The organism is Sandarakinorhabdus limnophila DSM 17366, assembly GCF_945882885.1.
GTDB lineage: Bacteria > Pseudomonadota > Alphaproteobacteria > Sphingomonadales > Sphingomonadaceae > Sandarakinorhabdus > Sandarakinorhabdus limnophila_A.
In genome coordinates, this window is record NZ_CAMCWT010000015.1 from 14,244 (window position 1) to 31,053 (window position 16,810).

Genomic DNA, 16,810 nt, shown 5'->3' on the forward strand with positions numbered 1-16,810 from the left:
CCTGCCCTCAGATGCTGGTGGTCACGTCGATGCGATCGCCATCGGCAACCGTCACCACGGCCTTCTTCACATCAGACCGGCGATATTCCTCGCCACGCCAGCGCTTGGTCTTGCCCTTGGCCACCATGGTGTTCACGGCCAGCACCTTCACGCCGTACAGCGCTTCGATGGCAGCCTTGATCTGCGGCTTGGTGCTGTCCTTGGCGACCTGAAAGACGACCTGGTTGTACTCAGACACCAGGGTCGACTTTTCGGTGATCACCGGCTTCACGACCACGTCGTAATGCTTGATGTCGATGTTAGCCATTGACCCGGGCCTCCAGAGCCGAAACGGCAGCGCGGGTCAGAACCAGCGTGTCGTGCTTGAGAATGTCATAGACGTTGGCGCCGATGGCCGGCAGCACGACGATGTGGGGCACGTTAGCCGAAGCGCGGGCAAAACCCACATCAACCGCAGCGCCATCAATGAACAGGCCGGACGTGATGCCAAGCGCGCCCATCGAAGCCAGGAACGCCTTGGTCTTGGCTTCGCCAAGGTTCAGGTCTTCCACCACGATCAGCTTGCCTTCCTGGGCCTTCACGCTGAGCGCGGTGGCCAGGCCGAGACGGCGGATCTTCTTGTTCAGCGACGGATCGAAATCACGCACGCGCGGACCGTGGGCCTTGCCACCGCCGATGAATTGCGGCGCAGCGCGGTTGCCGTGACGGGCACGACCGCCGCCCTTCTGGTTGCCCAGCTTCTTGCCGGTGCGGGCGACTTCGCTGCGTTCACGCGCCTTGCGGGCGGTGCCGCGACGCTTTTCCAGCTGCCAGGTCACAACGCGGTGCAGGATGTCGAGGCGCGGTTCCTTGCCGAACACGGCGTCCGACAGTTCCAGCTCGCCGGCATCAGCCGCGGTCAGGGTCTTCACCTGAATCTTCATGATCAGGCCTCCGTGGTTTCGTCAGCAACGGCCGGTGCGGCATCAACCACATCCGCAGTCACGACGTTAGTGTTGGCAGCCACCTTGAGAGCGGCCGGGTACGGGGCGTCAGCGTAACGGGCGACCTTGACGGCGTCCTTGATGAGCAGCCAGCCGCCCTTCGAGCCGGGCACTGAGCCCATCACGAAGATCAGACCGCGCTCGACATCGGTCGACACGATTTCAAGATTCTGCTGGGTGCGCTGCTTGGCGCCCATGTGCCCGGCCATCTTCTTGCCCTTGAACACCTTGCCCGGATCCTGGCGCTGGCCAGTCGAACCGTGTGAGCGGTGCGAGACCGAGACGCCGTGGGTGGCGCGCAGACCGCCGAAGTTCCAGCGCTTCATGACGCCGGCAAAGCCCTTGCCCTGGGTGATGCCGGTGACATCAACCATCTGGCCCGGGATGAAATGATCTGCGGAAATGGTGGCGCCGGGTTCCAGCACAGCATCTGCTGCCACGCGGAACTCCGCCACCTTGGCCTTGGGCTCCACTTCGGCTTTGCCGAAATGGCCGCGTTCCGGCTTTGTGGTGTTCTTGGCTTTCTTCGCGCCAGCGCCAAGCTGGACAGCGGTGTAGCCATCGGTCTCGTCGGTCTTCACCGCGATGACCTGGTTGTTCTCGAGGGCAAGAACGGTGACCGGAACATGCCGGCCGTCGTCGCGGAAAATCCGCGTCATCCCCATTTTCTTCGCGATCACGCCTGTGCGCATGATCTGCTCCTTTCATCAGAGGCCCCATCCGGTGTTCCCGGCGGAGGGGCGTGACCCTTCCAAATTCGCTCCGCGTATTTGGTCGGGACGGTTACTTGCCGAGTTTGATTTCCACGTCCACGCCTGCGGCCAGATCGAGCTTCATAAGCGCGTCCACCGTCTGCGGGGTCGGATCAACAATGTCGAGGAGGCGCTTGTAGGTGCGCACTTCGAACTGTTCACGGCTCTTCTTGTCGACGTGCGGCGAGCGGTTCACGGTGAACTTCTCGAAGCGCGTCGGCAGCGGAATCGGACCACGGATGGCCGCACCAGTCCGCTTGGCGGTGTCGGCGATCTCACCGGTGGCCAGGTCGAGCACACGATGGTCAAAAGCCTTCAGGCGAATGCGGATGTTCTGAGCGTCCATGGCACCAATCTTGTCAAACAGCGTTCATTCAAAAAAAGCGGACCGACACATCCCCGCCAGCTCATCACTGGATGTGAGGTCGGGGTTGCACCGGCCGCTTCAGAATAACTGCCCCTGGGTTTCAAGCCGCGGGGCCCGGCTTTTCTCATCCGCGCTGTGTTTCCACGCGCTAACGAATCAAGGCCGCTTCCCTAGGGAAAAGGGCCTTTACACTCACTTGATGACGGTTGCAACCACGCCGGCGCCAACCGTACGGCCGCCTTCGCGAATGGCGAAGCGCAGACCCGGATCCATGGCGATCGGAGCGATCAGCTTGACGGTCAGCTGCACGTTGTCGCCCGGCATCACCATTTCGGTGCCAGCCGGCAGTTCAACGGTGCCGGTGACGTCGGTGGTGCGGAAGTAGAACTGCGGGCGGTAGTTGGCGAAGAACGGCGTGTGACGGCCGCCTTCGTCCTTCGACAGCACGTAGACTTCGGCTGTGAACTCGGTGTGCGGCTTGATCGAGCCGGGCTTGCAGAGCACCTGGCCACGTTCCACGTCTTCACGGCCAACGCCGCGCAGCAGGGCGCCGATGTTGTCGCCAGCCTGGCCCTGATCGAGCAGCTTGCGGAACATTTCGACGCCAGTGCACACGGACTTGCGGGTGTCGTGGATGCCGACGATTTCGATTTCTTCGCCAACCTTGACGATGCCGGTTTCAACGCGGCCGGTCACCACGGTGCCGCGACCCGAAATCGAGAACACGTCTTCGATCGGCATCAGGAACGGCTTGTCCAGCGGACGCTCCGGCTGCGGGATGTAGCTGTCGACAGCGGCCATGAGCGCGAGGATGGCTTCACGGCCCAGCTTGTCGTTGGTGCCGTTCAGCGCGCAGACGGCCGAACCACGGACGATCGGAATGTTGTCGCCATCGAAATCGCGCTTGGACAGCTCTTCGCGGATTTCCATTTCGACCAGCTCGAGGATTTCCTCGTCGTCGACCAGATCGCACTTGTTCATGAACACGACCATCGACGGCACGCCGACCTGCTTGGCGAGCAGGATGTGCTCCTTGGTCTGCGGCATCGGGCCATCGGTGGCGGACACGACCAGGATCGCGCCGTCCATCTGCGCGGCACCGGTGATCATGTTCTTCACATAATCGGCGTGGCCGGGGCAATCGACGTGGGCATAGTGGCGGTTGACGGTTTCATACTCGACGTGGGCGGTCGAGATGGTGATGCCGCGCTCACGCTCTTCCGGGGCCTTGTCGATGTTGTCGTACGACGTGAAGGTGGCGCCACCGGTTTCGGCCAGGATCTTGGTGATCGCGGCGGTCAGCGAGGTCTTGCCATGGTCGACGTGACCGATGGTCCCGATGTTGCAGTGCGGCTTGTTCCGCTCGAATTTTGCTTTGGCCATGGCCTTGAACCTTCTTCCTTGCTCAACGTGTGAGGCGTTCAACGATTATGGCGGGTCCACAACGGAACCGCCCTGGCGGTGGTGTCAGCGGAGAACCGGCCGAATCATCGTGCCCAGAGGCGCGCTGACTAGCCGGCTTTCGCGAAAAATCAAGCCAGCTTGAGCTTGATTTCCTCAGCCACGTTCGACGGCACTTCGTCGTAGTGGCTGAACTGCATGGAGTACTGGGCACGACCCTGCGACATCGAGCGCAGATTGTTCACGTACCCGAACATGTTGGCCAGCGGCACCATGGCATCAATCACCTGCGCATTGCCGCGGGTATCGGTGCCCTGGATCTGGCCACGACGGCTGTTCAAGTCGCCGATCACGTCACCCAGATAATCTTCCGGGGTCACCACCTCGACCTTCATGATCGGCTCGAGGATCTTGATGCCGGCCTTGTCGGCGGCTTCACGCATGCCGCCACGCCCGGTGATTTCAAACGCCAGGGCCGAGGAATCGACGTCGTGATAAGCGCCGTCATACAGCGTGGCGGTGAAGTCGATCAGCGGGAAGCCGATCAGGTGGCCCGACGAAGCAACTTCGCGGATACCCTTTTCGACGGCCGGGATATATTCCTTGGGCACGTTGCCGCCCTTGACCTCATCCTTGAAGATAACGCCCGAACCGCGCTCGCCCGGTTCGACAGTGAACTTGATCCGCCCGAACTGGCCGGAACCGCCGGACTGTTTCTTGTGGGTGTAATCCACGTCCACCTTGCGGGCCAGCGACTCGCGATAGGCCACCTGCGGCGCACCGACGTTGGCTTCCACCTTGAATTCGCGGCGCATGCGATCCACCAGGATTTCCAGGTGAAGTTCGCCCATGCCCTTGATGATGGTCTGGCCGCTTTCATTGTCCGACGACACGCGGAAAGACGGATCTTCCTGCGCCAGGCGGTTGAGGGCGATGCCCATCTTTTCTTGGTCGGCCTTCGTCTTGGGTTCCACGGCCACTTCGATCACGGGCTCGGGGAATTCCATGCGCTCCAGGATGATCGGCTTCAGCGGCGCACAAAGCGTGTCACCCGTGGTCACATCCTTCAGGCCAACCAGCGCGATGATGTCGCCGGCAAAGGCTTCCTTGATGTCTTCACGGTTGTTGGCGTGCATCAGCAGCATGCGGCCGATCTTTTCGCGCTTGTCCTTGACGGAGTTGAGCACGGTGGAGGCGGCTTCCATCTTGCCCGAATAAATACGGGCAAAGGTCAGCGTGCCAACGAACGGATCGGTCATGATCTTGAAGGCCAATGCCGAGAACGGCGCATCATCCGATGCTTCGCGGATTTCGTCCTCATCCTTCAGGTTGATGCCGTGCATCGGGGGAATGTCGAGCGGGCTCGGCAGATAATCGACCACGGCATCGAGCAGCGGCTGCACGCCCTTGTTCTTGAACGCCGAACCGCACAGCACCGGCACGAAATCGAAGTTCAGCGTACCCTTTCGTATTAGCGCCTTGAGCTGGGCAGTCGTCGGCTCGGTGCCTTCGAGATAGGCCTCCATCAGCGCGTCGTCCTGCTCGACGGCCATTTCGATCAGTTCGGAACGGGCGACAGCGGCGGCTTCCGCCATGTCAGCCGGAATGGCCTTGTATTCGAACTTGGCGCCCAGGCTTTCTTCGAGCCATACGATGGCGCGGTTCTGCACGAGATCGACCAGACCGATGAAATCGCTCTCAAGGCCAATCGGCAGATACAGCACCGCCGGACGCGCGCCGAGGCGATCCTTGATCATCTGCACGCAGCGATCGAAGTTGGCACCGGTGCGATCGAGCTTGTTGACGAAGCACATGCGCGGCACTTTGTACTTGTCGGCCTGGCGCCACACGGTTTCGGACTGGGGCTCAACGCCGGCCACGCCGTCAAAGCAGGCCACGGCACCATCGAGCACGCGCAAGCTGCGCTCCACTTCGATGGTGAAATCGACGTGCCCGGGGGTGTCGATGATGTTGATGCGGTGCTCGGGGCCATTACCTTCATCAGCCGACCACAAGCAGGTGGTCGCCGCACTGGTGATGGTGATGCCGCGCTCTTGCTCCTGCTCCATCCAGTCCATGGTGGCGGTACCTTCGTGCACTTCACCAATCTTGTAGGACTTGCCGGTGTAATACAGGATGCGCTCGGTCGTGGTCGTCTTGCCGGCGTCAATGTGGGCCATGATGCCGATGTTGCGATAACGCTCAAGTGGGTGAGTGCGGGGCATGGGAAAAGGGCCTCGGGCTTAGAAGAACAGGATTAGTGGCCGGCACTGCACGCAGCGCCGGCCAAAACGATTTACCAGCGATAGTGCGAGAAGGCGCGGTTGGCTTCCGCCATCCGGTGCGTGTCTTCACGCTTCTTCACGGCCGAACCACGGTTGGCAGCGGCGTCCATCAGCTCTGCTGAAAGGCGGGCCGCCATGGTGTGCTCAGCGCGCTTGCGGGCGGCCGAGATGATCCAGCGGATGGCCAGGGCCTGGCCACGTTCCGGACGCACTTCCACCGGCACCTGGTAGGTGGCACCACCGACGCGGCGGCTGCGCACTTCGATACCCGGGCGCACGTTGGCGAGCGCATCGTGGAACACGCCCAGCGGTTCGCGGCGGCTCTTGGTCTCGATCACTTCCAGGGCGGAATAGACGATTGATTCGGCGACCGACTTCTTGCCCTGCAGCATGACGAGGTTCATGAATTTGGAAAGCACCTGATCGCCGAATTTGGGATCCGGCAGGATGACGCGCTTTTCGGGGCGACGACGACGTGACATGATCTATATCCCCCTTACTTCGGACGCTTCGCGCCGTACTTCGAACGGCTCTGCTTCCGGTTCTTCACACCCTGCGTGTCGAGCACACCGCGAACGATGTGATAGCGCACGCCGGGAAGATCCTTCACGCGGCCGCCGCGAATCAGCACGACCGAGTGTTCCTGCAGGTTGTGGCCTTCACCCGGGATATAACCGATGACTTCAAAGCCATTGGTCAGACGGATCTTGGCCACCTTGCGGAGCGCCGAGTTCGGCTTCTTGGGGGTGGTGGTATAAACGCGGGTGCAAACACCACGCTTCTGCGGGTTGGCCTCCATGGCCGGCACCTTGTTGCGCGCCTTTTGCGGCGTGCGACCCTTGCGGATCAACTGGTTGATCGTTGGCATCGTCTCTCTTCTCGCTTCGGCAAATGGCCACCATGGCCAAACGCCTACTCCAGACCTGCCCCGTTGATGAATTCACATCACATAAGTGCGAAAGGCCCCCCGGAGTTCGGAAGGCCGTTCGCACACGGTGCCGTCTGTCGTATCCCCCACCCAGCGTTGCCGCCGATCAGGGATGCGCGCACTTAGCCGCAATGCCCCCCCCAGGTCAACGGGTGGCGATGGCCTCAAGCCTCGGCCCGATCGATGCCGGGCTTGAGCACGCGTGGCAGGCCGGCGCCCAGTACGCCCAGCAATTCGGGGCCATAGGCCTGGGAATTGGCTTCAAGTTCGGCCTGGGCGATGCGCTCCCGGCCCTGCGCGCCGAACAATACCACCTCGTCGCCCAGCCGCACCGTGTCGCGGGCATCGGTCACATCAACCATCAGCGTGTTCATCGTCACCCGGCCCACCACCGGGAAACGCCGGCCACCGATCAGCACCTGGGTGCGGTTGCGGGTTTCGGCGGGGAATTCAGGCCTGTTGCTGCGGCTGAGGCTGCGCCGCACACCATCGGAATAGCCGAGCGGGATATTCGCCAGCCAGGATTCGCGCTCCAGCCGCCAGGTGCGATCGTAATTCACCGTCTGCCCAGCCGGATAGTGATTGACCGCCGCCACCCGCGACTTGATCGCCATGGTTGGCACGAACCGATCGGTCTTCACCGAACCGGGATCGCCATAGAGCAGCCCGCCAACCCGCACCATGTCGAGCCGGGTTTCGGGATGCTGCAGCGTGGTGAAGCTGTTGGCGCTGTGGCGCACCAGGCCCGGTGTTGCCAGCCCGGCAGCCGCAAGCCAGGCCATGTCTGCTTCGAAACGGGCGAGCTGGCTCAGGATGTCACCCGCCTCCTCGCTGGGATAATGGGTCATGACGCCCCGGATCTTCAGCCCGTCCAGCGCCAGCAGCGCGCGGACATCGGCCTTGCCATAGTCGGTCGAAAGCTCGACGCCATTGCGCGACATGCCACCGGCATTGAGCGCGAGGTGGACGGGCAGCCGCTGGCGGCGATGGCTCTTGCGCCACAGCATCTGCAAGCGGGTGGCGGCTTCCGGGTTGCCGATCAGTTCCTCGACGCCGAGCGGGAACGCGTCCTCCATCTCCTCTGGCGTGGTCGCCCGGATGCGGATCAGGCGGCCGCGATAGCCGAGCTTGCGGGCCACCCGCGCTTCGTCATTGGCGGTGAAGGCGACATCGGTGATGCGTTTGGCAATGATCGACGGGATCAACAGGGCGATACCATTGCCGTAAGCGTCCGCCTTCATCACCGCGCACAGGCTGGCGCTGCCGATGAGGCCGCGCACCTTATCGATATTGGTTTCGAAGGCGGCGGCATCCACCTCGATCCAGCCGTTGCGCCGGGCCGCCCTCGCCGGCGTCAGGCCGTAATTCTTGGCATTCAGCACAGGTGCTGCGGTCGCACTTGTGGCAGCCAGCGCCGCCACGCCGGAGAGGAACGCCCGGCGGTGCATCAATCCTGCCCGCGCTTCAGGAACTGGCCCGGATAGGCGCCGGTGGGCTTGCCGCCTTGAAAGACGATCTCGCCGCCGATGATGACCTTGCTCATGCCGACCGCCAACGCGTTGGGCGACTGCACCGTGGCCTTGTCAGCAAAGCGGTCTGGATCGAACAGTACGAGATCGGCCTTCATGCCGGGGCGAATGAGCCCACGGGTTTTCAGGCCAAGATGCTCGGCGGAAAGCCCGGTCATCTTGTGGATGGCTTCAGCCAGGGTGAGCCGGCCCGTCTCGCGTACATGGACGCGCACCATGCGGCCAAAGGCGCCATAGCCGCGCGGGTGCAGCCCGCCTATGCCGCCATCGGAACACAGGTTGCTGTGCTTCCAGGCCAGGAAATCGGCGATGTCGGCCGGCGCCATCGCGGTGCCGATAACCGATTCCACCCGCGTCGCTTCCGGATGGGCGGCCTTCCAGGCCTGGGCATTGTTGATCAGCCACAGATAGGTGACTGCCGGTTCCTCCCCGCGCAGCGCGGCAATGTCGGCGATAGTCTTGCCCACATACGATGGTTCGGGCGCATAAAAGCCGATCAACATGCCAGCCGGCGTGGTGAGATGGGTGAGCGCAAAGCGGCTGGCGGCCAGATCAGTGAAATCGCGCTTCGGAAACAGCACGCTCAGCGTCGATTGCCAATATTCATACGGGTAAACGTCGGCCGTCACCTTGATGCCGCGGGCGCGGGCGGCGTCAAGCTTGGCCAGCACCTGCTTGGCCTGGCCCCATCGATCGACAATGCCAAGCTTGAGGTGGGAGATCTGCACCGGGATGCCGGTTTTGGCGCCGATCTCGAGGATCTCGTCGATCGCGTCGTCGAAGGCGACATCTTCGGATCGGATATGGCTCATGTAGGTGCCGCCGCCGGCCTTGGCGGTGCCGGCCAGCGCCAGCACTTCATCACGGGCAGAATAGATGCCGGGATCATATTCAAGCCCGGTCGAGAACCCCAGCGAGCCGGCCTTCAGGTCAGCCGTAAGCAACGCCTGCATGGCCTGCACTTCGGCCGGAGTGGCAACGCGCTTGTAGTTTGCGCCCATCACCCGATCGCGCAGGAAACCGTGGCCGGTGTACGATGCGACATTGATGGCGGCGGGCCGCGCGGCGAATTTGGCGGCGACTTCGGCCAGCGGCGCATCGCCGTCGCCATCCTGGCCAACGACAATCGTCGTCACCCCCTGGGCCAGCAGCGGCTCCATGGCACGTTCGGCATAATCGGTGCGATCATGGTGGCTGTGACTGTCGATGAAGCCGGGGGCCAGCACCAGCCCCTTGGCGTCGATCACCTGCTCGCCGGCAAGCGGCTGCAAGGCGCCGACCGCGACAATGCGATCCTTGTCGATGCGCACGGCGACCTGCTGGGCCGGCGCGCCCGTCCCGTCATGGACGCTGGCCCCGGTGATCAAGGTGGACGCCGCAGCAAGACTGTGCAGGCAGACCCCCAGCAACAGCATCATTTTTTGCGCCAAACGCCTGTTGCCCATGTTGCACCTGTTCAGCGCCAAGATGGCTGCCCCTGCCCTAGTGCTACAAAGCCGACACCGGGCTCGCAAGCGATTTCGGGCCCAGCAGTCCTCTCCATGACGAAGGGTGGACTCCCTGCGTTCACGGCCTAACATCCCGGTCACCGGCACTTCGGGAGACAGATCATGGCGTACGACGGCTACACCCTCATCGATGTGCAACGCGATGGCCCGCTGGTCACGGCGACAGTCAACAATCCGCCGATCAACCTGATCACCATGGCGCTGTTCGGGGAACTGGCGCGGCTGGCGGAAGAACTGGAAGCCGATCCGGCGGCACTGGTGTTCGTGCTGAAAAGCGCGGACCCGGATTTCTTTCTGGCCCATTTCGATGTCGCCGCGCTGATCGCCATGGCTGATGCACCGGCGCCGCCAACCGACAATGCCAACGCCTATCACGCCATGTGCCAGCGGTTCCGCACCATGGACAAGGTAACGATTGCGCAGATCGAAGGCCGCGTCGGCGGCGGCGGCGCCGAACTGTCGATGAATTTCGACATGCGCTTCGGCGTCCTTGGCAAGACCGTCATCAACCAGATGGAAGTGCCCATCGGCATCTTGCCCGGCGGCACCGGCACCCAGAATCTGCCGCGCCTCGTAGGCCGCGCACGGGCCATGGAGATCATCCTGGGCGGCATCGACGTGGATGCCGAAACAGCGGAACGTTGGGGCTGGCTCAACCGCGCCCTGCCCGCCAACGCGATCGACGCGCATGTGAACGCGCTGGCCCGCCGCATCGCCAGCTTCCCGGCGGACGCGGTGCGCCTGGCCAAGCAGTCGGTGGACAGCGCGACGCTGCCGATGGCGGAGGGGTGCCAGCAGGAAGCCGACTTGTTCCAGACGCTGCTGTTCAGCAATCCGGCCCGGCACGCCATGCGCCGCTTCCTGGAACTGGGCGGCCAGACGCGGGACGGCGAACTGCGGGTGGCCGAGATCAGTGGAGCGGTCGCCGGGCCCTAACGGCAGCAGCAACCGACGCCGCTGCGCTGCCTTACAGCGCCCCGTGGCAGTGCTTGAACTTTTGGCCGGAACCGCATGGGCATTCGGCGTTGCGGCTGATGGTCTGGCGCCATTCCTCCAGATCGGCCGGATCGATGTCGATCATTTCGGCGGCACTCTGCGCGGCGGAGAGCATGCCGGCGGGCAGGGCCGAGCCGAAGGCATCGAAGTTCAGCGTCGGGCCGGCTTCGTTCTGGCCGGTGGCCGGATCGACGTGGGTGGTGATGAACGACGGCAATTCCTGCGGCGGTTCGTCAGCCTGCAGCGCGAACTGTGCATTGGCCAGCATGCGCGTCACGTCTTCGCGCACATTCTGCAGCATGCGTTCGAACAGGGCGAAGGCTTCGCGCTTATATTCGTTGATCGGCGTCTTCTGGGCATAGGCGCGCAAGTGGATGACCGAACGCAGCGAATCCAGCGTGGCCAGATGCTCCTTCCAGTGATGGTCCAGCGCCTGCAGCAGGAAGCTCTTTTCGATGCTGATCCAGGTTTCGGACGGCAGTTCGGCGGCCTTGGCAGCCACCAGCGCATCGGATTGTTCGATCAGGCGATCGACGACGATTTCGGGATCAATGCCCTCTTCCTTGGCCCAGGCCGAAACATCCACCGACAGGCCGAGCGTGCCCGTCACATCTTCCTGCAGCCCGGCCACATCCCATTGTTCGGGATAGCTGCCCATCGGGCAGCGGGCGCCGACGATGGCGTTCACACTTTCGTGGCGCATGTCGATCACGACATCGCCCACGGTTTCGCTGTCCATCACGTCGGCGCGCTGTTCATAGACCACCTTGCGCTGGTCGTTCATCACGTCGTCGTATTGCAGCAGCTGCTTGCGCACGTCGTAGTTGCGGGCTTCCACCTTTTTCTGGGCGGTTTCGATGGCTTTCGAAATCCATGGGTGGATGATCGCCTCGCCCTCTTCCAGGCCAGAGTTCATCAGGCGGGTCAGCATGTTCTGCTGGCCGAAAATGCGCAGCAGATCATCGTCGAGCGACAGGTAGAAACGTGACAGGCCGGGATCGCCCTGGCGGCCGGAACGGCCACGCAGCTGGTTGTCGATGCGGCGGCTTTCGTGACGCTCGGTGCCGAGCACGAACAGGCCGCCATTGGCCTTCACCTGCTCGCGTTCGGCCAGCACTTCGGCCTTGATCCGGGCTTCGGCGGCCTCGCGCTCCGGCCCCTCCGGCATGCCGGCCAGTTCGCGAGCGACGCGGGCTTCCTCGTTGCCGCCCAATTTGATGTCAGTCCCACGGCCGGCCATGTTGGTGGCGATGGTGACGGCGCCGATGCGGCCAGCGTCTTCCACGATCACGGCTTCCTGCTCGTGATAGCGGGCGTTCAAGACCACGTGCTTGACGTCCTGCTCCTTCAGATAGTCCGACAGCATCTCGCTCTTTTCGATCGAGACGGTGCCAACCAGCACCGGCTGGCCGCGTTCCTGGGCACCGCGGACGGCCTTCACGATCGCCTTGAACTTGTCTTCGGCGTTCTTGTAGAATTCGTCGTCCACATCCTTGCGGAGCACCGGCACATTGGTGGGAATTTCCACCACGTTCAGCTTGTAGATGTCGAAGAATTCCGCGGCTTCGGTGGCCGCCGTGCCGGTCATGCCGCCCAGCTTGGGATACATGCGGAAATAATTCTGGAAGGTGATGCTGGCCAGCGTCTGGTTTTCCGGCATGATCTGCACGCCTTCCTTGGCCTCCACCGCCTGGTGCAGACCTTCGGACCAGCGGCGGCCATCCATCATGCGGCCGGTGAATTCATCGATGATGATCACCTTGCCATCGCGCACGATATAATCCGTGTCGCGGCGGAAGATGACGATGGCGCGCAGCGCCTGGTTCAGGTGGTGCACCACCTGCGTATTCTCGAAATCATAGAGATTCTCGCCTACCAGCAGCCCGGCGGCGGATAGCATGCTCTCCACCTTCTCGGTGCCGGCTTCGGTGAGAATAACGGACTTCTGCTTCTCATCGACCTCGACATCCTCGCGCACCAGTTCCTTCACCACGGCGTTGACCTGGGTGTAGAGCTGCGACTTGTCGTCGGTGGGGCCGGAAATGATCAGCGGGGTACGGGCTTCATCGACCAGCACGCTATCGACTTCATCGACCACGGCGAAATTGAACGGCCGCTGCACCATCTGCTCGCGCGTGTATTTCATGTTGTCGCGCAGATAATCGAAGCCGAATTCATTGTTGGTGCCGTAGGTGATATCGCACGCATAGGCGGCGCGGCGCGTCTGATCGTCGAGGTTGGGGACGATGGTGCCAACCGTGAGCCCGAGGAAGCGATAGATCTCGCCCATCCACTGCGCATCGCGGGTGGCGAGATAATCATTCACCGTCACCACGTGCACGCCCTTGCCGGACAAGGCATTCAGATAGACCGCCAGCGTCGCCACCAGCGTCTTGCCTTCGCCGGTGCGCATTTCGGCGATTTCGCCGCGATGCAGCACGATGCCGCCGATCATCTGCACATCGAAATGCCGCATGCCCAGCACGCGCTTGGAGGCTTCGCGCACGGTGGCAAAGGCTTCGGGCAGAATATCATCCAACGACTTGCCGGCTTCGAGCTCAGCCTTCAGCTTGGGCGTCTGCGCCTGCAGTTGGTCATCGGTCAGCGCACTGATCTGGTCTTCCAGACCAGAAATGCGCATGATGATCGGCCGCAGCGACTTCAGATAGCGATCATTCGACGACCCGAAAATCGCCTTCGCGACCTTGTTCAACCCGAGCATGAAAATCCTGACTTGGCGAAACCTTGGCGTGCCGCGCGTAACAGGGTGGCCCGTTACACCGGCGGCATGGTGGGCGATGTAGGGTCAGTCACCCTTTTCGTCAATGAAGCCGCAGCCTCCTGCCCGCGCTTGGCGCGCCGCTTGTCGCGCCGCAAGCCAAAGTCCACGGCGCGACGCACCCGCGGATATTGGCGAGTGTAGAACAGATAATGCCGGCGCGCCCAGCGCGAGTTGCGGAACACCAGCGCCACCCCGGCCCCAAGGATGACGATACCGATCGGCGCCGGCGACAGCAGCCCGACGATGCCGGCAGCCGCCATCAGCAGGAGCCCCAGCAAGATCTGGAACACCCGGAACGGTTCGGACCGAACCAGCAGGTCAAGAAAGTCGGGACGGCTCACGATTGGATCCCGATACGGCCCAGCTGTGGCAATCTTAAGGCGGCAATTGCACCGCAAGGCCAAAAACTCTACGAATTGTGATCAGGGTCAAATGCTTCCTTTCTTTTGGGGAAAAGGTTGATGGTGGCCCATGTCGGCACGGTGGCGTTTCTGGGGCTGGAGGCCCGCAGTGTTGATGTGCAGGTGCAGATCTCGGCCGGGCCCGTCACCTTCGTTACCGTGGGCCTGCCCGACAAGGCGGTGAAGGAAAGCCGCGAGCGCGTCGCCGCCGCGCTGCACGCCATCGGGCTTTCGCTACCGCCGCGCCGGGTGGTGGTGAACCTGTCGCCAGCCGATCTGCCCAAGGAAGGATCGCATTATGATCTGCCGATCGCGCTGGGGCTGCTCAGCGCGATGGGGGTGATTCCCCAGGATGCGCTTGATGAATTTGTCGCGGTCGGCGAGCTGGGGCTTGATGGCGCCATCCAGAAGGTGCCGGGCGTGCTGCTCGCGGCCCTGCATGCCGCATCCTGCGAGCAGGGACTGATTTGCCCTGCAGTGCAAGGACCCGAAGCGGCCTGGGCCGGCGAGGTGAATGTGCTGGCCGCGCCCGACCTGCTGGCGCTGATCAACCATCTGAAGGGCCAGATCATCCTGCCTCCGCCGCGGCGGGCCGAAGCCGAACCGCAGCGCCGTGGCCCGGATTTCGCGGCCATCAAGGGCCAGGAAACCCCCAAACGCGTTGCCGAAATCGCTGCGGCCGGCGGCCATAATCTGCTGATGAGTGGCCCGCCCGGTTCCGGTAGATCGCTGATCGCCGCCGCGCTGGCCGGCATATTGCCCGATCTCACGCCGGCCGAAGCGCTGGAAGTCTCGATGGTGGCTTCCATCGCCGGCGAGTTGGAGGGCGGCAAGCTGAAGCGCACCCGGCCGTTCCGATCGCCGCACCACAGCGCTTCGATGGCGGCGCTGGTCGGCGGCGGGACAAAGGCGCGGCCGGGCGAAGTCTCCCTCGCGCATCTCGGCGTGCTGTTACTCGACGAACTGCCGGAATTCCAGCGCGGCGTGCTCGATTCGCTGCGCCAGCCGCTGGAAACCGGCCAGGTGCAGGTGGCGCGCGCCGCCGCCCACGTCACCTATCCGGCGCGCGTGCAGTTGATCGCCGCCATGAACCCGTGCCGCTGCGGGCATCTGGCTGATCCCGGCCTCGCCTGCGCCCGCGCCCCGCGCTGTGCGGCCGATTACCAGAGCAAGCTCTCCGGGCCATTGCTCGATCGCATCGATCTGCATGTCGAGGTGCCGGCGCTTTCGGCCGCCGATCTCACACTTCCGCCACCGGCTGAAGGCAGCGCGCAGGTCGCTGCCCGTGTCGCCGCCGCGCGGGCCCGGCAGACAGCCCGCTATGCCGGCACTGCCACTCGCATGAATGCCGAAGCCGATGGCGAAGCGCTCACCGCCCATTCCACGCCGGATGCCGAAGGCCAGCGCCTGCTCACCCAGGCTGCTGACACGTTGCGCCTGTCGGCGCGCGGCTATGCGCGGGTGCTGCGGGTGTCGCGCACGATTGCGGATCTGGCCGGCAGCGGCGGCGTGGCGCGTATGCACGTTGCAGAAGCATTGTCTTACCGGCGCCGCCCGCCAGTGAATTGAACGCGCCTATTCGGCAGGTTTCGCCGCCGTCACTTCGCCCGCATCCCATTTCGCGATCACCGCTGTGGCAACCGCGTTGCCGATCACGTTGGTGGCGCTGCGGCCCATGTCGAGGAAATGATCCACCGCCAGGATCAGCAGCAGGCCGGCTTCCGGGATGTTGAAATAGGGCAGCGTGGCCGCGATCACCACCAGCGACGCGCGCGGCACGCCGGCGATGCCTTTCGACGTGATCATCAGCAGGCCCAGCATGGCGATTTCCTGGCCTAATGACAGATCGATGCCATAGGCCTGCGCAATAAAGATACTGGCAAAGGCGCAGTACATCATCGAGCCATCAAGATTGAAGCTGTAGCCCAGCGGCAGCACGAACGAGGCGATGCGGCCGGGCACGCCATAACGCTCCAGCGAGGCCAGCAGCTTGGGATAGGCGGCTTCCGACGACGCGGTGGCGAAGGTGATCAGAAACGGCTCCCGGATTTCAGGGATCAGGCGACGCACCTCGCCAAAGCCCAGCACGAACGCGCCGGCGCCCAGCAGGAAGGCCCACAACACGGCCAGCGCCAGGTAAAATCCGCCGACGAACTTGCCGAAGGTAACGAGGATGCCCAGCCCTTCCACCGCGATGGAACTGGCAATGGCGGCAAACACCGCAAACGGCGCCACCTTCATCACATAGCCGGTGATCACCAGCATCATGTGCATGATGGCATCGAGGCCCTTGTTGATCGGTTCGGCCTTATCACCCATCTGGATCAGCGCCACGCCGGCAAACAGGCTGAAGATGACGATCTGCAGCACTTCGTTGGTGGCCATGGCTTCGATAATGGACTTCGGGAAGATATGCCCGATGAATTCCTTCAGGTTGAAGGCCTTGCTGGCAACACCCGATGCCGCATCAATTGCCGGCAGCGGCAAACCGACGCCAACACCGGGCGCCAGCAGATTAACCATCAGGATGCCCAACCCCAGGCTGAAGATCGACGCCGCGATGAACCAGGCCAGCGTGCGCACAAAGGTGCGGCCCACCGCTCCGCCCGAGCCCATGTGGGCGATGCCCACGGTAAGCGTCGCCAGCACCAAGGGAGCGATGATCATCTTTATCAGTCGCAGAAACACATCGGTGATGACCGACAGATAACCGGCGATCTCCTTGGCCTGCTCCGCCGCCATGCTGGCATTGATCGCCCAGCCGACGCCAAGCCCGGCCACAAGGCCGATCAGGATCCAGCGGGTAAGCGAGTTTGTGGGCTTCATGGCCGCCTGACTTCGGGCAGCGCCTTGGCGCCGTCAAGCCGGAAACCGCGCG

At 63.2% G+C, this 16,810-nt stretch carries 15 protein-coding genes; 2 read left to right on the forward strand and 13 right to left on the reverse strand.

Going from position 1 to position 16,810, the window contains the following annotated elements; genetic code table 11:
• Nucleotides 1–7: 7 nt before the first annotated feature.
• The 10 genes from Q7O19_RS05040 to Q7O19_RS05085 form a co-directional block, all read right to left on the reverse strand.
• A complete protein-coding gene (locus Q7O19_RS05040; protein WP_303809061.1) occupies nucleotides 8–307 on the reverse strand; it encodes a 50S ribosomal protein L23 in 300 nt (99 codons plus the stop codon).
• The gene (gene rplD / locus Q7O19_RS05045; RefSeq protein ID WP_303809063.1) at nucleotides 300–923 is read right to left on the reverse strand and encodes a 50S ribosomal protein L4; all 624 of its coding nucleotides are present in this window, start codon (nucleotides 921–923) and stop codon (nucleotides 300–302) included. The genes Q7O19_RS05040 and rplD overlap by 8 nt, the downstream gene beginning before the upstream one ends.
• 2 nt (nucleotides 924–925) lie before the next feature.
• Complete coding sequence (gene rplC / locus Q7O19_RS05050) at nucleotides 926–1,675, reverse strand: 50S ribosomal protein L3 (protein WP_303809064.1); 750 nt, start codon at nucleotides 1,673–1,675, stop codon at nucleotides 926–928.
• 91 nt (nucleotides 1,676–1,766) lie between these two features.
• Nucleotides 1,767–2,081, reverse strand: coding sequence for a 30S ribosomal protein S10 (rpsJ, locus tag Q7O19_RS05055; RefSeq protein WP_017666958.1), 315 nt, complete (start codon nucleotides 2,079–2,081; stop codon nucleotides 1,767–1,769).
• Between the two features lie 213 nt (nucleotides 2,082–2,294).
• Nucleotides 2,295–3,485 (reverse strand): elongation factor Tu, encoded by a 1,191-nt coding sequence (tuf, locus tag Q7O19_RS05060; RefSeq protein WP_273433551.1) that lies wholly within the window; start codon nucleotides 3,483–3,485, stop codon nucleotides 2,295–2,297.
• A 149-nt stretch (nucleotides 3,486–3,634) separates the two neighbouring features.
• Nucleotides 3,635–5,728 (reverse strand): elongation factor G, encoded by a 2,094-nt coding sequence (gene fusA, locus Q7O19_RS05065; protein WP_303809066.1) that lies wholly within the window; start codon nucleotides 5,726–5,728, stop codon nucleotides 3,635–3,637.
• Nucleotides 5,729–5,799: 71 nt separating this feature from the next.
• A complete protein-coding gene (gene rpsG / locus Q7O19_RS05070; RefSeq protein WP_022680037.1) occupies nucleotides 5,800–6,270 on the reverse strand; it encodes a 30S ribosomal protein S7 in 471 nt (156 codons plus the stop codon).
• Between the two features lie 14 nt (nucleotides 6,271–6,284).
• Nucleotides 6,285–6,656, reverse strand: coding sequence for a 30S ribosomal protein S12 (rpsL, locus tag Q7O19_RS05075; protein WP_017666954.1), 372 nt, complete (start codon nucleotides 6,654–6,656; stop codon nucleotides 6,285–6,287).
• A 224-nt stretch (nucleotides 6,657–6,880) separates the two neighbouring features.
• Nucleotides 6,881–8,164 (reverse strand): alanine racemase, encoded by a 1,284-nt coding sequence (gene alr, locus Q7O19_RS05080; RefSeq protein ID WP_303809068.1) that lies wholly within the window; start codon nucleotides 8,162–8,164, stop codon nucleotides 6,881–6,883.
• Nucleotides 8,164–9,663 carry an amidohydrolase family protein gene (locus Q7O19_RS05085; RefSeq protein WP_303809070.1) on the reverse strand — a complete coding sequence of 500 codons (1,500 nt, stop codon included), beginning with the start codon at nucleotides 9,661–9,663 and terminating at the stop codon, nucleotides 8,164–8,166. Before Q7O19_RS05085 ends, alr begins: the two co-directional genes overlap by 1 nt.
• Nucleotides 9,664–9,855: 192 nt before the next feature.
• On the opposite strand from Q7O19_RS05085, the gene Q7O19_RS05090 reads away from it, so the two are divergent.
• The gene (locus Q7O19_RS05090) at nucleotides 9,856–10,689 is read left to right on the forward strand and encodes an enoyl-CoA hydratase/isomerase family protein (RefSeq protein WP_303809071.1); all 834 of its coding nucleotides are present in this window, start codon (nucleotides 9,856–9,858) and stop codon (nucleotides 10,687–10,689) included.
• Nucleotides 10,690–10,720: 31 nt separating this feature from the next.
• Here the strand turns inward: Q7O19_RS05090 and secA are convergent, their stop codons facing one another.
• Together secA and Q7O19_RS05100 are read right to left on the reverse strand one after the other, a co-directional pair.
• Complete coding sequence (gene secA, locus Q7O19_RS05095) at nucleotides 10,721–13,471, reverse strand: preprotein translocase subunit SecA (protein WP_303809072.1); 2,751 nt, start codon at nucleotides 13,469–13,471, stop codon at nucleotides 10,721–10,723.
• A 53-nt stretch (nucleotides 13,472–13,524) separates the two neighbouring features.
• Nucleotides 13,525–13,872, reverse strand: a complete 348-nt coding sequence (locus tag Q7O19_RS05100) for a hypothetical protein (RefSeq protein WP_303809073.1) — start codon at nucleotides 13,870–13,872, stop codon at nucleotides 13,525–13,527.
• A 120-nt stretch (nucleotides 13,873–13,992) separates the two neighbouring features.
• Between Q7O19_RS05100 and Q7O19_RS05105 the strand changes: the two genes are divergently transcribed.
• On the forward strand, nucleotides 13,993–15,501 hold the full coding sequence (locus Q7O19_RS05105) for a YifB family Mg chelatase-like AAA ATPase (RefSeq protein WP_303809074.1): 1,509 nt from the start codon (nucleotides 13,993–13,995) through the stop codon (nucleotides 15,499–15,501).
• Nucleotides 15,502–15,507: 6 nt separating this feature from the next.
• Here the strand turns inward: Q7O19_RS05105 and Q7O19_RS05110 are convergent, their stop codons facing one another.
• Entirely contained in the window at nucleotides 15,508–16,758 is a 1,251-nt protein-coding gene (locus tag Q7O19_RS05110; protein WP_303809076.1) for a dicarboxylate/amino acid:cation symporter, read from the reverse strand.
• Nucleotides 16,759–16,810: the final 52 nt, after the last annotated feature.

Bases quoted from the DNA above. Each gene is read 5' to 3' on its own strand.
- Q7O19_RS05110 (WP_303809076.1), bottom strand. From the start codon at position 16,758: ATGAAGCCCACAAACTCGCTTACCCGCTGGATCCTGATCGGCCTTGTG.
- tuf (WP_273433551.1), bottom strand. From the start codon at position 3,485: ATGGCCAAAGCAAAATTCGAGCGGAACAAGCCGCACTGCAACATCGGG.
- Q7O19_RS05040 (WP_303809061.1), bottom strand. From the start codon at position 307: ATGGCTAACATCGACATCAAGCATTACGACGTGGTCGTGAAGCCGGTG.
- Q7O19_RS05085 (WP_303809070.1), bottom strand. From the start codon at position 9,663: ATGATGCTGTTGCTGGGGGTCTGCCTGCACAGTCTTGCTGCGGCGTCC.
- alr (WP_303809068.1), bottom strand. From the start codon at position 8,164: ATGCACCGCCGGGCGTTCCTCTCCGGCGTGGCGGCGCTGGCTGCCACA.
- rpsG (WP_022680037.1), bottom strand. From the start codon at position 6,270: ATGTCACGTCGTCGTCGCCCCGAAAAGCGCGTCATCCTGCCGGATCCC.
- secA (WP_303809072.1), bottom strand. From the start codon at position 13,471: ATGCTCGGGTTGAACAAGGTCGCGAAGGCGATTTTCGGGTCGTCGAAT.
- fusA (WP_303809066.1), bottom strand. From the start codon at position 5,728: ATGCCCCGCACTCACCCACTTGAGCGTTATCGCAACATCGGCATCATG.
- Q7O19_RS05090 (WP_303809071.1), top strand. From the start codon at position 9,856: ATGGCGTACGACGGCTACACCCTCATCGATGTGCAACGCGATGGCCCG.
- Q7O19_RS05105 (WP_303809074.1), top strand. From the start codon at position 13,993: ATGGTGGCCCATGTCGGCACGGTGGCGTTTCTGGGGCTGGAGGCCCGC.
- rpsJ (WP_017666958.1), bottom strand. From the start codon at position 2,081: ATGGACGCTCAGAACATCCGCATTCGCCTGAAGGCTTTTGACCATCGT.
- rplC (WP_303809064.1), bottom strand. From the start codon at position 1,675: ATGCGCACAGGCGTGATCGCGAAGAAAATGGGGATGACGCGGATTTTC.
- rplD (WP_303809063.1), bottom strand. From the start codon at position 923: ATGAAGATTCAGGTGAAGACCCTGACCGCGGCTGATGCCGGCGAGCTG.
- rpsL (WP_017666954.1), bottom strand. From the start codon at position 6,656: ATGCCAACGATCAACCAGTTGATCCGCAAGGGTCGCACGCCGCAAAAG.